Annotated in this window: 14 protein-coding genes; 9 read left to right on the top strand and 5 right to left on the bottom strand. The window is 65.8% G+C overall.

Annotation, left to right across the window (positions count from 1 at the left end):
- The first annotated feature begins 59 nt into the window (after positions 1–59).
- The 4 genes from IB273_RS07640 (at position 60) to IB273_RS07625 (ending at position 4,735) form a co-directional block, all read left to right on the top strand.
- The gene (locus tag IB273_RS07640; RefSeq protein ID WP_081518253.1) at positions 60–965 is read left to right on the top strand and encodes a LysR family transcriptional regulator; all 906 of its coding nucleotides are present in this window, start codon (positions 60–62) and stop codon (positions 963–965) included.
- 123 nt (positions 966–1,088) lie between these two features.
- Positions 1,089–2,297 (top strand): M20 aminoacylase family protein, encoded by a 1,209-nt coding sequence (locus tag IB273_RS07635; protein ID WP_192223708.1) that lies wholly within the window; start codon positions 1,089–1,091, stop codon positions 2,295–2,297.
- Positions 2,294–3,568 (top strand): MFS transporter, encoded by a 1,275-nt coding sequence (locus tag IB273_RS07630; protein ID WP_192223707.1) that lies wholly within the window; start codon positions 2,294–2,296, stop codon positions 3,566–3,568. Before IB273_RS07635 ends, IB273_RS07630 begins: the two co-directional genes overlap by 4 nt.
- A 57-nt stretch (positions 3,569–3,625) precedes the next feature.
- On the top strand, positions 3,626–4,735 hold the full coding sequence (locus tag IB273_RS07625; RefSeq protein ID WP_151187405.1) for a M14 family metallopeptidase: 1,110 nt from the start codon (positions 3,626–3,628) through the stop codon (positions 4,733–4,735).
- Here the strand turns inward: IB273_RS07625 and IB273_RS07620 are convergent.
- The 5 genes from IB273_RS07620 to IB273_RS07600 all read right to left on the bottom strand — a co-directional run bounded on the left by IB273_RS07620 (position 4,705) and on the right by IB273_RS07600 (position 8,053).
- Positions 4,705–5,220, bottom strand: a complete 516-nt coding sequence (locus IB273_RS07620; protein ID WP_138216976.1) for a GNAT family N-acetyltransferase — start codon at positions 5,218–5,220, stop codon at positions 4,705–4,707. The genes IB273_RS07625 and IB273_RS07620 overlap by 31 nt on opposite strands.
- Before the next feature lie 96 nt (positions 5,221–5,316).
- Positions 5,317–5,496, bottom strand: a complete 180-nt coding sequence (locus IB273_RS07615; RefSeq protein ID WP_024762799.1) for a hypothetical protein — start codon at positions 5,494–5,496, stop codon at positions 5,317–5,319.
- A 165-nt stretch (positions 5,497–5,661) separates the two neighbouring features.
- A complete protein-coding gene (locus tag IB273_RS07610; RefSeq protein WP_081518247.1) occupies positions 5,662–6,108 on the bottom strand; it encodes a hypothetical protein in 447 nt (148 codons plus the stop codon).
- Between the two features lie 609 nt (positions 6,109–6,717).
- Positions 6,718–6,939, bottom strand: a complete 222-nt coding sequence (locus IB273_RS07605) for a hypothetical protein (RefSeq protein WP_138216975.1) — start codon at positions 6,937–6,939, stop codon at positions 6,718–6,720.
- A gap of 490 nt (positions 6,940–7,429) precedes the next feature.
- Positions 7,430–8,053 carry a Crp/Fnr family transcriptional regulator gene (locus IB273_RS07600; RefSeq protein ID WP_225610096.1) on the bottom strand — a complete coding sequence of 208 codons (624 nt, stop codon included), beginning with the start codon at positions 8,051–8,053 and terminating at the stop codon, positions 7,430–7,432.
- 241 nt (positions 8,054–8,294) lie between these two features.
- Here IB273_RS07600 and IB273_RS07595 point away from each other — a divergent pair, with 241 nt between their 5' ends.
- The 5 genes from IB273_RS07595 to IB273_RS07575 are packed head-to-tail and all read left to right on the top strand — an operon-like array spanning position 8,295 to position 13,219.
- Positions 8,295–9,191 (top strand): ABC transporter substrate-binding protein, encoded by an 897-nt coding sequence (locus IB273_RS07595; RefSeq protein WP_231709032.1) that lies wholly within the window; start codon positions 8,295–8,297, stop codon positions 9,189–9,191.
- Positions 9,192–9,201: 10 nt separating this feature from the next.
- Positions 9,202–9,954, top strand: a complete 753-nt coding sequence (locus IB273_RS07590) for an ABC transporter permease (RefSeq protein WP_151187402.1) — start codon at positions 9,202–9,204, stop codon at positions 9,952–9,954.
- The gene (locus IB273_RS07585; protein WP_151187401.1) at positions 9,947–10,636 is read left to right on the top strand and encodes an ATP-binding cassette domain-containing protein; all 690 of its coding nucleotides are present in this window, start codon (positions 9,947–9,949) and stop codon (positions 10,634–10,636) included. Before IB273_RS07590 ends, IB273_RS07585 begins: the two co-directional genes overlap by 8 nt.
- Positions 10,633–11,076 carry a CopD family copper resistance protein gene (locus IB273_RS07580; protein ID WP_151187400.1) on the top strand — a complete coding sequence of 148 codons (444 nt, stop codon included), beginning with the start codon at positions 10,633–10,635 and terminating at the stop codon, positions 11,074–11,076. Before IB273_RS07585 ends, IB273_RS07580 begins: the two co-directional genes overlap by 4 nt.
- Before the next feature lie 28 nt (positions 11,077–11,104).
- Positions 11,105–13,219, top strand: a complete 2,115-nt coding sequence (locus IB273_RS07575; RefSeq protein ID WP_151187399.1) for a TonB-dependent receptor family protein — start codon at positions 11,105–11,107, stop codon at positions 13,217–13,219.
- Positions 13,220–13,310: the final 91 nt, after the last annotated feature.

Here is a 13,310-nt window from a genome sequence, read left to right as displayed (position 1 = left end):
GGCCTCGATTTTGCTTTATGTTCCGACCTGTTACCGATCCCCGAGCCGACGACCACTCCATGAAGTTGCATCAACTCCGCGCCATCGTCGCCATCTGCGAAAGCGGCAGCATCCAGGAAGCTTCGCGCCTGCTGCACATTTCCCAGCCCGCCCTGTCCAAGAGCATCAAAGAGCTGGAGGCCGAGCTGGGCGTGCCGCTGCTGGTGCGTTCCAACCGTGGCATCACCGCCACCGAATACGGCGAGCGGCTGGTGCGCCGTGCTCGCCTGGTGGTCGAGGAAGTGCGCCGCGCGCGGGACGAGATCGAGACGCTGAAGGGCGCCATGGACGGCCGCGTGGCCATCGGGGTGTCACCGGTGACGCCCAGCCAGCAGTTCGCCAGCTGCCTGCTGCGTTACCGCAAGCGCTACCCCAAGGTGCAACTGCAGATCAGCGAACTGCGCCCGGCCAAGCTGCTCGAAGGACTGCGCGAAGGCCAGCTGGACCTGGTGCTGACCTCGCAGCCCTCGTCACGCAACGTCGACGGCTTCCATTGGCAGGAACTCTACGCCCAGCCCACTACGCTGGCGGTACGCAAGGGCCATCCGCTGCGCAACGCGCGCTCGCTGCACGAGCTGCTCGACGAGGAGTGGCTGGTGCCCGATTCGCTGGATGTGTCCCTCGCCGGGCAGATGTTCGAGCAGTACCAGGTGCGCCACCCCGAGCGCGTCATCGAGTGCGCCTCGGTGGTGCTCTACGCGGAACTGGCGGCCAACACCGACGCGGTGAGCTTCTGGTCGCGACGGGTGTTCGACCTGCCTATCGTCTCCGGTACCCTGGACGCGCTGGACATCGCCGAGACGGTGCCGGGCACCGACATTTCCCTGGTCTGCCGTCCGCCGGAGCTGATGACCCGCGAGGCGCAGACCCTGGTGGACGAGCTGGTCTACGCCTTCAAGGGTCCGCACCTGCGCAAGGCCGACTGATCCTGGCTGGATGAAAGCCCGTCTCGATAACCAGCCTTGATAAGCATGCGCGAAGGTCATTATTCAGCGCCTCGCGCGTGGGGCATCCTGCCGGCCACATCAGAACAATGAGCAGGATGCGGCATGAGTCAGCACCCCCTTACCCAGCACGAGACAGTCGAAAGACTATTCGCTTCCCAGGAAGCCTTCGCCCGGATTCGTCGGGACCTTCACCAACACCCCGAACTGGGCTTCGAGGAAGCGCGCACTGCCGCCATCGTTGCCGGCTACCTGCGCGAATGGGGCTATGAAGTCCATGAAGGCGTGGGTGGCACCGGCGTGGTCGGTGTGCTGCGCCAGGGCAGCAGTGCGCGCAGCATCGGCATTCGTGCCGACATGGATGCATTGCCCATCGACGAAGCCAGCGGCGTACCTTACGCCAGCCAGCACGCCGGCCGCATGCACGCCTGCGGACACGATGGCCACACTGCCATCCTGCTCTGCGCCGCCCGCGACCTGGCCGAGCAGCGCCACTTCGACGGCACCCTCAACCTGATCTTCCAGCCCGCCGAGGAAACCCTGGGTGGCGCCGTGGCAATGATGGACGACGGCCTGTTCGTGCGTTTCCCCTGCGACGCGGTGTACGCGCTGCACAACGCGCCGGGCCTGCCGGTGGGCTGCTTCCTCACCCGCGAGGGCGCGCTGACGGCATCCTCGGATCGCGTGTCGATCCGCCTGACCGGCGTCGGCGGCCATGGCGCCATGCCGCACCTGACCAAAGACCCGATTGTCGCCGCCGCCGAGCTGGTGCTGGCGCTGCAAAGCATTGTGGCGCGCAACGTGCCGTCCACCGAAGTGGCCGTAGTGACCGTGGGGATGCTCAAGGCAGGGGAGGCGGCGAACGTGATTCCCGACCACGCCGACCTGCGCCTGAGCGTGCGCGCCACCAAGCCGGAAGTGCGTGAGTTGCTCAAGCAGCGCATCGGCGAGATCACCCGTGGCGTCGCCGCCGTGCACGGCATGGAACTGCACTACGAGTACGAGGAGCTGGTGCCGGTGCTGGTCAATACGCCGGAGGAAACCCGCCTCGCACGCCAGGTGCTGACCGAACTGGTCGGCCCGCAGCGCCTGCTCTCCGAGATCCCTTCGGGCTTCCTCGGCAGCGAGGATTTCGCCTGGATGCTGGAGCGCCGTCCCGGTTGCTACATCGCCCTGGGCAACGGCAACAGCGGCCCCAGCGGCTGCATGGTCCACAACCCCGGCTACGACTTCAACGACGGCGCCATTCCCTTCGGCGCGGCGCTCTGGGTGCGGCTGGTGGAGACTTCGCTGTCGAGAGGGGGGCAGGCATGAAACAGCGCACCGTAGTCCTCATCCTGCTGATGCTGGTGATGGTCATCAGCGTACTGGACAAGACCATCTTCGCCTTCGCCGGCGCGCAGATCATCGACGAGCTGAAGCTCTCGCCAACCGAGTTCGGCTTCATCGGCAGCGCGTTCTTCTTCCTCTATTCGATCTCCGGCGTGCTGGTGGGCTTCCTCGCCAACCGCTTCCCGACACGCTGGATTCTCGCCGGCATGTCGGTGGTCTGGATGGCCTCGCAACTGCTGGTGGCGCTGTCCAGCGGCTTCGCCGCGCTGGTCGCCGGGCGCCTGCTGCTGGGAGCCGGCACCGGGCCGGGCACGGCGGTCACCCAGCACGCCTGCTTCAAGTGGTTCGGCCCGAAGGAGCGTGTGCTGCCCTCGGCGCTGATCCAGGTGTCGATCATGCTCGGCGCGGTGCTCGGTGCGCTGAGCCTGCCGCTGGCGATCCAGCACTTCGGCTGGCGCACCGCGTATTTCCTGCTGGCGCTGCTCGGGCTGGTCTGGCTGGTGGTCTGGCTGGTCTTCGGCCGTGAAGGCCAGCAGACCGAGGAAGAGGGGCCGGGGTCGTCACTGCGCCTGCCGTACAGCCGCCTGCTGCTCAACCGCAGTTTCATCTGGATCACCCTGATGGGCTTCCTCAGCTACCTGCCCACCGCGCTGGTGTACAGCTGGGTGCCGGTGTACCTGCAGAAGGGCCAGGGCATGACGCCCATGCAGTCGGGCTACACGGTGATGGTGGTGACGGTCGGGGTGATCCTTGCCAACCTGCTGCTCTCCACGCTCTCCCAGCGGGCGATGAAGCGCGGCGCCTCGGTGCAGCGCGCCATGGTGCTGCCGCCGATGGCCTTCGCAGCGGTCGCCGGTGTTGCCTTCTGCGCGCTGACCCTGCTGCACGGCGATCGCCTGGCGATCCTGGTGCTCTACGCCCTGGGCGCGATCCTGGTGAACGTCCTGCCGACCTTCTGCAACACCCTGGTCGCCTACATCGCCCCGAGCGCCCAGCGCGGTTCGATGCTGGCCATTCACATTGGCGGCATGACCAGCGCCGGCATGCTCGCGCCCTGGATCGTCGGCCAGTTGGTCGAGCTGCGCGGCGGTGACATCGCCCATGGCTTCGAGACGGCGCTTGGCCTGTTCGGCGTGCTCACCGTGGTCGGCGCCATCCTCGGCTGCCGGATCATCGCCCCCGAGCGCACCCGCCAGTCCCTGCAGGGCGCGCACAGCGAAGCGCCGCTGCCCGGTGCGGTCGGCCACGCCTGATATTCCCCGAAGGGCCCGCCCAGCGGGCCTCGCAACATCCAATCATCCGGAGCGGTGATGAACCCGTCTGCCTGTTTTTCCCAGAGCTACGCCGAAGCGCGTGGCAAGTTTCTCGCCGCGTGCCTGTCCGCCGGCCTGGTCGTCGAATCCCACCGCCACCCGCTGGCCGGCCGCGATGGCGAACCGCTCGCGCTGGACGTGGCACGCAGTGGTCCGCGCGATGCGCAGAACCTGCTGATCATCAGCAGCGGCTGTCATGGAGTGGAAGGTTTCTGCGGCTCGGCGGTGCAGGTTGCGCTGCTCAATGATCCCGACTGGCTGGAGCAATGCGCCAAGGCCGACTGCGCGGTGCTCTACCTGCACGCGGCCAACCCTTACGGTTTTTCCTGGTGGCGGCGCTGGACCCACGAGAACGTCGACCTCAACCGCAACTTCATCGACTTCTCCCAGCCGCGACAGCGCAACCAGGCCTACGCGGCGCTCGACCCGATCCTGATCCCGCGCCGCTGGCCGTCCTTCGCCAGCCACCTGCGCCTGCTGCGCTACGCCATGCGCCACGGCCGCAAGCAACTGCAGGCGGCCATATCCAGCGGCCAGGACAGCCATCCCAACGGCCTGTTCTACATCGGCGCCAAACCGACCTGGAGCAACCAGGCCGTGCGCCAGGTGCTGCGTCAGCACGCCCGGGACTGCGCACGACTGGGCTGGATCGACGTGCACACCGGCCTTGGGCCCAAAGGCCACGGCGAGCGCATCTATGTGGGCGGGAACGATCCGCAGACGCTGGCGCGCACGCGCCGCTGGTGGAGCGATGAGGTGACTTCGGCGCACGAAGGGGGATCGGTGTCGGTGCAGCTGCAGGGGCAGATGATCCTCAGCGCTGCGAGCGAGTGTCCGCAGGCCGAGCTGACCGCCATCGCCCTGGAGTTCGGCACGCTGCCGGGGCTTCAGGTGCTCAAGGCGCTGCGCGCGGACCAGTGGCTGGCCAACAACCCCGGCGTACCGGCGGAGAAAGCCCTGCGCATCCATCGCCAGTTGCGTGATGCCTTCTACGTGGACGAGGACGGCTGGAAGCGCCAGGTGCTGGAGCAGGCCGGCGAAGCGGCACGGCAAGCCCTCGCCGGTCTGGGCGAAGCTCAGGCGGCGCCGGTTCGCGCGTCCAGGTAACAGATCGTCGTGCGCCGCGACCCATTGGGGCGGCGCTGCGGGTCGGCGAAGGTTTCCAGCTCGTCGAAGCCGGCCTTGCGCATCATCCCGGCGGAGCCGGGGTTCTCCTCGTGGCGCTCGATGTAGATGTCGGGCAGGCCACGGGCGAGCAGATCGGCAATGGCCGCGCGCAGCAGGCGCGTACCCAGGCCGCGCCCGGCTTCGCCGCGATGCACCGTGGCCTCGGCGATATAGGCGTGACGCGGGCGCCCTTCGTGCTGGAAGCGGCCGAACGCAGCGCTTTCATGGAAGGTCACCAGGCCGCGCAGCTCATCGCCATCCACTGCGACCAGCGCCCAGACCGTCCCCGCGGCGATGCCCTGGAAGTGCTCGCGAACCGGACCTTCGGGCAGAAAGTTCCAGTCGTTGGGGCCGTGCTCGAAGATCAGGTCCAGCATGGCCGGAACGTCATCAGCGGTGGCGGGGCGAATCTGCAGGTCGGCCATGGTGCTTTCCTTGAAGTCGGGACGAACGACTCTAGCCACGGTCGATGCCCGGTTGCAGGCACAGTGGCGCAGGAAAACTGTACGGGTAGGGGCGGATCAGCGGCCGGGCAGCATCGGCGTCAGGTGCAGGATGTTCAGCAGGTGCGGAACGCGCAGCGGGTAGCAGGCCTGCAGGCGCACGCGCGCTTCGGAGAGGGTCATCTGACGGGAAAACGAGCGCAGCACGGTCTTGCCCAGGCAGTGACCGTCCTGAAAATGCACGAGGAATTCATTCATGGCGAAGCGACAACGAGGAAACACGCACGAGGTGGCGCACAGGGCGCGAATAATAGCGACTTCGACGCGTTCATCGTTGCCATAAATCATCCTTTGCAGGAACTGTCCGACGGAACGCTCGTTCCGCCGCCGGCCGAACCGACGACCGGCGGCGTCGGAAAAGGCCTATAGCCCAGAAGCATGCTCGTAAGAGTAGTCCAGGCGCAGCACGTTGTAGTCCAGCCGCATGCCAAAGGCGTGCATGAAGAAGGCTTCCAGCTGCAGCTCCAGCGAGCGCGAGGTCAGCGTCGCCAGACGCGCGCCCTGGCGGCGCGTGCGGCGGTTCACCGCGGTGAACTCCTCGTGGACTATGCCCTGGGCGGCCGGGTCGGCGATCAGTCGGTAGCAACTGTCCGGAAGGTCATCGCGCTGAGTAGCGCTAAGGCTGAGTTCGGGGTGGCCGTCAGCGTTGGTGATCAGTTCCACGCTACAGCGCAGGCCTCGGTCGCGGGCGAAGCGCGAGGCCTCTTCGAAGGCCGGCAGGGCCTTCTGCAGGACCTGGATCTCGAAGGCGAGGAGGAATTGCTCGTCGAATTCGACGTCCTGGGTGTTCCGGGCTGCCTGGTTCAACATCGCCGGCATCTCCTGTGTCGATGAAACGAGAAAACTTTCGTAAGCGAGTCGGGATCGCCAAAGTTTCGTCATCGCGGCATTGCAGGACACAACGCACACACAGTCGGCCAGCAATGCCATTTGCCTGAACGAAAGGCCATCACACTTAAGCGGCGTACGACTGTCAATGAGCATTCCTGCATAACGGCGTCCCCCTGCAATAGCCAAGCGTGCACACGCCTGGGGCGCGGCCTGTTGTTGCCACGGCCGGCAGGATCGAAGGCAGGTGTAAAGCTGTCGTTACGGATGGCGCCCGCCCGCCGAGACTTCGGACGGGCGGGCATGTCCGCTCAGAACGTGAAGTCATCCACGGCAAGGGCCGCGCGGGTAATATGTCCGTCTCTGGCGGCTGGCCCCCCCCCTACGGAGGCTTGACAATCCGCCCCTCATGGATCTCCTGGACGAACCCCTCCAGGGGGTCGGCATCTTGCTCCTGCTGACTGGCCATTGCGCGCAACTCAGTCCTAACCTCAGGCACCCGAAGGGCGGGCGCATTCAACCGATCGGCTACCGAGGCGTTGTTGAATGAAGTAGTGCGCAGCGCAGTAATCTGCTGCTTCTCCGCGCTATTCAATCCAATACCCGAATGCTGCCGCCTTGGGTTCGCTCAGCCAGCGTCCGGAGCTTGTCGGCGTCATCCTTCAGCAGGGCTATCACGTCGGCAATATTCGCCGCGTAACCCGCCGGCAACTCTTGTATCGCCTGGTCAAGAACCATTGCGATCGATTCACTGTGAAACGCCAGCTCAGCGAAGGTCACCCGCAATTGTTGAGTAGAGTAGTCCAATGGCATCGCAGCCTCCCCGTGATTAGTGGCGCTCACACCAGTGAGTCGCCATTTCGATCCCATGGCGCCTTGCATCAGCAAAGCACTCCCATGGCCCTGTGGCTGAGCAAACAATCTGGTCAGAAACGCTCACCTGCACTTCGCGTGGCACTAGATCGCCAGGGGCGCCCCACTCAAGTTCAATGAGCGTCTTAGCCCCTGTCGGGTGGACGTAGCTGATCGGGCCTGACCTGTCCGTTATTAGGTGCATGTCAACCCCGGTCGTCCCGAGTCCAGATATCAGCAATAGTCCATCAAGGTGTTCATTTCCATTTCACAAGCTGCTAAGCCACCGACGGAAATGGCGTATGGGAAGGCTTGCTAAGCAACGATGGGCAGACCCATTGGCTGTTCAAGGCCGTTTGCCTACGCTGGTCAAGGACAGCTACCGACCCATAGCGGGGTCTCAAGTTGTTGTTAGGGCTAGATGCCTGCTGCAGGCCGATGGGCGGCCATCTCAGAAAGAACGCACCGCCGGGCTGGCCAACTCCTGCAGGTAAGTGAGATCGCATAGCAGCCATTGCCGGAGCCGGCCCTGGATGCGCCCCGCGTGCTGCCAGTCGGAGAGCAGCCGACTCAGGGATTCAGGACGAATGCCCAGGTGCGTGGCGAGTTGGCGTTGGCTGATCGGCAGATTGAGACACTCGCCCTGGCGACGGTGCAGGCCGAGCAGATAGGCGGCCAGACGCTGGGAGGCGGAACTCGCCGTCAGCCAGTCGACCTCGTTGACCTGGCGGTAGAGGCGCAGGCTGAGATTTTCCAGCATGCGCATGGCCAGCGGCGGATGGCCCTCGCAGGCCTTGCGCAGTGCGATGCGGCTCAGTCGGAAGAATTCTCCGCTGTCCTGGCTGCGGGCGTTCATCGGGTAGCGGCCGTGGGGCATGAACATCGCCGCTTCGGCGATCAACTGGCCTTCGCGGAACAGGTGGAAGACGCGCTCCTCGCCATCGCAGGTGAAGCGCAGCATTTCCACACAGCCATGCCGTACCAGCAGGAAATGCTCGGCGGGATCGCCTTCGCGAAACAGCAGCCTGCCGGTCTCGGCGCGTAGCAGGGTCGCCGATTCACACAATCCGGCCATGAGGGCGTCCGGCAGGTCGGCGAACTGAGGGACGGCACCGAGCAACCGCTGGCATTCACCGCGATCTGGCGCGAACTTAACATTTGTCATTCGTGATGAGCGTGCAGGCTGCAATGATTTGCGAATGAAGATAAGACTTATTCGCATATCAATCAATCGGAGGATTCCGCGCCTCTTCCTTTCACTTGCACTGGTCGCCTGCACCTGTCTGACTTCACTCGGCGGCATGGCCCGGGAAAAGGTGTTGCGGTTGGGTGGCCCCGGCGCGGTGGTCAGCTTCCCGCTGCTGCACATGGTGGAAACCAACGCCCTGGCGGAGTACGCCGAGCGCGTCGAATTCCGGCTCTGGCAGAACCCCGATCAGTTGCGCGTGCTGCTGGCCAAGAACGAACTCGACTACAGCGCCGCCCCGGTGAACCTGCCGGCGCTGATGGCGGGGCGAGGGCAACCCGTGCGGCTGCTCAATGTCTCGGTGTGGGGAATCATCTGGCTGGTGAGCCGCGACCCACAGGTGAAGAGCTTCGCCGACCTGGCCGGCAAGGACGTGGTGCTGCCTTTCCAGCGCGACCTGCCGGCGATCCTGATCGATGAGCTATTGCGCAGCGATGGCCTGGAGCCGGGCAAGGACCTGACGCTGCGCCCGGTCCGCGACGGCCAGGACGCCCAGGCACTGCTGTTGGCAGGTCGAGCCGATCACGCCCTGCTGGTGGAGCCGGCGGTGTCCCTGCTGCTTTGGCGCAACCGCAGCGAGGGTGGGGCGCCGCTCTACCGCGTGCAAAGTCTGGAGAGCGCCTGGAAGCAGGCCTTCCCTCGGCAGCCTGAACTGCCTCAGGCAGGACTGATGAGCAGCCCGCAGCGCGCCGAGGACGGCGAGTTGGCGCGCGCTGTGGAGGCTGCCTACGCCGAGTCCGCCCGCTGGTGCAGTGCGCAGCCGCGGGACTGCGCGGAACTGGTGCATCGGCACTTGCCGCACCTGCCGGTGGAGGCGGTAGAGGAGTCCATCCGCGTCACGCGCCTGGACAGTGTTGCCGCCAGCGCCGCGCGCGGGCCACTGGAGGCGCTGTTCGGCCTGATCACCGAACGCCATCCGCAGGCCATCGGTGGCTCCATGCCGCCTGCCAGCTTCTATGGGCCGTGAGATGAGCCGAATGACTTCCCGACGCTGGGCTGTGCTGGGTGGCGCCCTGTTGCTGGTGGGCTGGCAACTGCTGGCGATACGCCTGGGCTCGCTGCTCATGGCAACTCCCTGGCAGACGCTGCAAGCCATGGCCCGCCTGCCTTTCGAGGCCGACTTCCGTCTTCATGCCGGCACCAGTCTGCTGCGCATTGTCCTGGGCGTTGGCCTGGGTTGCCTGCTGGGCTTCTGTCTGGGCTTGCTGGCCGGGCTGGACGCTCGTGTACGTGGCCTGCTGGAGCCGTTGCGCTGGCTGCTGATGTCGGTGCCGCCAGTGGTGGTCGTGGTGCTGGCGATGCTCTGGGTCGGGCTCGGCTCGGCCATGGTGGTGCTGATCAGCGTTCTCATGCTGGCGCCGGGCATGTACGTGAACACCGTCAAGGGCATGCAGATGGTCGACCGTGGCCTGCTGGAGATGGCGCGGGTCTACCGCTTCAGTCCCTGGCAGAAGTTGCGGCGGCTCTACATCCCTTCACTGACCGCGCCGCTTGGAGCGGCACTGTTGATCGCCACCTGCGGCGGTGTGCGTCTGGTGGTGATGGCTGAAGTGCTTGGCGCGGAAAGTGGAGCCGGTTTCGCGCTGGCTAACGCGCGTAGCACGTTCGACAGCGCCGGGCTGTATGCCTGGACGCTGCTGATCCTGCTGCTGGTCGCTGCACTGGAGTTCCTCCTGCTGCAGCCGCTGCAGCGGCGCATGGGCCGTTGGCAGGAGGCCGCCCATGCTTGAGTGGTATGGAGTCGATCTGCGGCTGGGCGAACGGCACGTACTCGCCGACGCTTCCCTGCGCCTGCTACCCGGTGAGCGGGTTGGCATTCTCGGGCCCAGCGGCGCCGGCAAGAGCAGCCTGTTGCGCCTGGCGGCCGGCCTGCTGAGGCCCCATCGGGGGCAGGCAGACAACGGATTCCGCCATCCCGTACTGGCCTTCCAGGAGCCGCGTCTGCTGCCCTGGTGCCGGGTTGCGGAGAACCTGGAAATCCCTCTGCGCGCCATCGGCCACGACCGTGCAACGGCGCGTCGGCTGGCCAGCCATTGGCTGGAGCGCGTCGGCCTCGCCGGGCATGAGGGTGCCTGGCCGAATCAGCTGTCCGGCGGCATGGCCCAGCGTGTTGCCCTGGCGCGCGCTTTCTCGGTCGAGCCGGACCTGCTGCTGCTCGACGAGCCATTCAGCGCGCTGGACCCGGCGCTGCGCGAATCGCTGCTTGATCTCTGCCGCGACTGGTTGGCCAGTTCTGGTGCGGCGCTGCTGTGCGTCAGCCACCACCCCGGCGAGCTGGTCGGCCTCGTCGAGCGCTTCGTGCTGGTCAACGACGGCTCGCTTCGTCCATTCGACCTCAGTGGACACACCGCCGATCAAGCGGCGGCGGTCCTTCATCAGACCCTGCTGGCCCTAGAGATACCCGCGCCATGATCTATCCGATCCTGCTGACCCTGCACCTGTTCGCCGCGCTGATGTTCATCGGCACGGTGTTCTTCGAGGTGCTGATCTTCGAGAGCGTGCGCAAGCACGTGCCGGCTGCGGTAATGCGCCAGGTGGAGCAGGGCATCGGCAAGCGTGCGCGGCGGCTGATGCCCTGGGTGTTGCTGGTGCTGTTCAGTGCCGGCCTGGGCATGGTCTGGACGCGCTACCTGCCGCTGCTGGCAGACCCGCTGGCGTCCTCCTTCGGCACCTTGCTGAGCCTGAAGATCCTCCTTGCCCTGAGCGTACTCGGGCACTTCTTCACCGCCATGCTCCTGCTCTACAGCGGGCGCATGAACTCGACGTATTTCCGCCGGATTCACCTGAGTGTCTTCAGCCACATGGTCGGCATCGTGCTGCTGGCCAAGGGCATGTTCTACCTGAGCTGGTAAGCCAGATTTCGTGCAGACGGAGCTTGTCATGAGTCGTTGCTTGTCCCCCAAACGCCACTTCCCTTCGAAACTCTCATTTCCCCTGCTGGCCCTCGGCCTGCTGCCCCTGGCGGCGGTGGCGGAAGATCGCCTCGAGCTGGAGCCGATGCAGATCAGCGAGAAAAGCCCCGCGCCGGTCAGCGTGTCGGCGCAGGCCGAACGCCAGCGCCTGGACCGTGTACCCGGCGGCACCAACCTCGTCGAGCCACAGCGGGAGACGCGGCTGGCGACCCTGCGCGACGCGCTGGACTACCAGCCCGGCCTGGTGATCCAGGACTTCTTCGGCGGCACCGACCAGCCGCGCCTGAACATTCGCGGCTCGGGCATCCAGAGCAATCCGGTCAACCGCGGCGTGCTGTTGCTGCAGGACGGCCTGCCGCTCAACGAGGCCGATGGTTCCTTCATCATCGGCCTGCTGGAACCACGCAACGCTTCGTGGATCAGCGCGCGTCGCGGTGCTAACGCCGGCAGTCCCGGTGCGACCGCGCTGGGCGGCGAGCTGGAATTCAATTCACTGACCGGCGCCGACGAAGCCGGACGCGTCCGACTGGAGGCCGGCAGCTTCGGCCGCCAGGGCCTGCAGGCCGCCGCCGGGCTGGATGGAGGCGGGCACGATGCGCGGGTGAGCATCAGCCATGACGAGTACGACGGCTATCGTCATCACTCCGCTTCCCATCGCACCGTGGTGCAGAGCAACTTCGGCCTGGACCTGGGCAACGGTGTGCAGAACCGCAGCTACCTGTCCTATAGCGACCTGACCTTCGAGATCCCCAACGTCATCACCAAGGCGCGTCTGAAGGACGATCCACGCAGCGTGCTGGGTGACGGCAACACCGCGCAGGACCGCCTGCTCAACGTCTACAAGCGCGACCCGCACCGCGACACCCAGCAACTGCGCCTGGCCAACCGTACGCAGTGGAGCGGCGCGGGCTGGCAGCAGAGCTTCGGAATCTACGGGCAGAACACCCAGGACGACTTCACCGATCCGCTCAGCCACACCCTGACCGACAGCGACACGCTCGGCGCGCAATGGCAGCTCGAAGGCGAGCAGCGCCTCTTCGACTATCGCCTGGGCGTCAGCTGGGCCTACAGCGACATGACCCGCGAGCTGTACGCCAACAACCCGCAGAACGGCAGCCGCATGCAGCGCTTCGGCAACTTCGACCTGGAGGCGTCCAACCTCGATCTGCTGCTCGGCCTGGACTGGCACCTGGCGCCAGACTGGACCCTGGTCACCGAGGTGAAGTGGAGCGATGTCCGCCGTGATGCGGACTCGCGTGATGGCGCCGGTCATCTCGACCAGGGCTGGAACTTCGCCACGCCGAAGATCGGCCTGAACTGGACGCCCAGCCCCGACCTGCGCTGGTACGCCAACATCAGCCGCAGCCACGAGGCGCCGACATTCTGGGAAATCGTTTCCGCCGAAGTTTCTCCCGCGGCTCCCGCGGCGGCACAAGCGCAGCTGGTCAACCTCGACGTGCAGCGCGCCACCACGTACGAGATTGGTGGCACCGGTCGAATCGCCCAGACCGACTGGAGCCTGACGCTGTACCAGAGCGACGTGGAAGACGAACTGATCTCCACCAGCGATGCCTACGGGGTGAAGGTGGGTACCTACAACTACGGCTCGCGTACCCGCCACCGCGGCGTTGAGGCCGGGATCAACGGCATGCTGCCGACGGCAGCGAGCATCGGCGGTGACCTGGCCTATCGGGTGGCATGGACCTTCAGTGACTTCCGCTTCCGCGGTGGTGAGTTCCAGGGCAACCAGATCGCCGGCGTGCCGCGTCAGCTGTGGTCGGCCGAGCTGCTCTACCGGCGCGGGCCGTGGAGCATCGGGCCGAACCTGCGCTGGCTGCCGCAGGACACGCCGACCGACCACGCCAACACCCGCAACAACTATCAGGACTCCTACGCGCTCTGGGGCCTGAAGGCCAGCTACAAGGCGCGCGAAGGGCTGAGCGTCTATGTGCAGGGCGACAACCTGGCAGACAAGACCTATGCCAGCAGCTACGTGATCCGCAACCGTGCCGACGCCAGCCAGCCGACCTTCCTCAGCGGTAATGGACGCAGCCTGAGCGTGGGGGCTGAGTATGCGTTCTAGGTGTCTGCGACGTAAAAATCGCGGCGCATCTGGCGATGAGCTGCAGCAACCAGGCTTCACCGCACGCTGCCATCACCAAAGTGAATTTCCG

This window comes from Pseudomonas sp. PDM19 (assembly GCF_014852215.1).
GTDB lineage: Bacteria > Pseudomonadota > Gammaproteobacteria > Pseudomonadales > Pseudomonadaceae > Pseudomonas.
Note: the sequence above shows the minus strand (reverse complement) of the source record. Positions and strands in the feature narration are given on the sequence as shown.

What these genes read in the sequence shown, in the direction of transcription:
- IB273_RS07640 (WP_081518253.1), top strand. Translation starts at nt 60, where the DNA reads ATGAAGTTGCATCAACTCCGCGCCATCGTCGCCATCTGCGAAAGCGGC.
- IB273_RS07635 (WP_192223708.1), top strand. Translation starts at nt 1,089, where the DNA reads ATGAGTCAGCACCCCCTTACCCAGCACGAGACAGTCGAAAGACTATTC.
- IB273_RS07630 (WP_192223707.1), top strand. Translation starts at nt 2,294, where the DNA reads ATGAAACAGCGCACCGTAGTCCTCATCCTGCTGATGCTGGTGATGGTC.
- IB273_RS07625 (WP_151187405.1), top strand. Translation starts at nt 3,626, where the DNA reads ATGAACCCGTCTGCCTGTTTTTCCCAGAGCTACGCCGAAGCGCGTGGC.
- IB273_RS07620 (WP_138216976.1), bottom strand. Translation starts at nt 5,220, where the DNA reads ATGGCCGACCTGCAGATTCGCCCCGCCACCGCTGATGACGTTCCGGCC.
- IB273_RS07615 (WP_024762799.1), bottom strand. Translation starts at nt 5,496, where the DNA reads ATGAATGAATTCCTCGTGCATTTTCAGGACGGTCACTGCCTGGGCAAG.
- IB273_RS07610 (WP_081518247.1), bottom strand. Translation starts at nt 6,108, where the DNA reads ATGTTGAACCAGGCAGCCCGGAACACCCAGGACGTCGAATTCGACGAG.
- IB273_RS07605 (WP_138216975.1), bottom strand. Translation starts at nt 6,939, where the DNA reads ATGCCATTGGACTACTCTACTCAACAATTGCGGGTGACCTTCGCTGAG.
- IB273_RS07600 (WP_225610096.1), bottom strand. Translation starts at nt 8,053, where the DNA reads ATGGCCGGATTGTGTGAATCGGCGACCCTGCTACGCGCCGAGACCGGC.
- IB273_RS07590 (WP_151187402.1), top strand. Translation starts at nt 9,202, where the DNA reads ATGACTTCCCGACGCTGGGCTGTGCTGGGTGGCGCCCTGTTGCTGGTG.
- IB273_RS07585 (WP_151187401.1), top strand. Translation starts at nt 9,947, where the DNA reads ATGCTTGAGTGGTATGGAGTCGATCTGCGGCTGGGCGAACGGCACGTA.
- IB273_RS07580 (WP_151187400.1), top strand. Translation starts at nt 10,633, where the DNA reads ATGATCTATCCGATCCTGCTGACCCTGCACCTGTTCGCCGCGCTGATG.
- IB273_RS07575 (WP_151187399.1), top strand. Translation starts at nt 11,105, where the DNA reads ATGAGTCGTTGCTTGTCCCCCAAACGCCACTTCCCTTCGAAACTCTCA.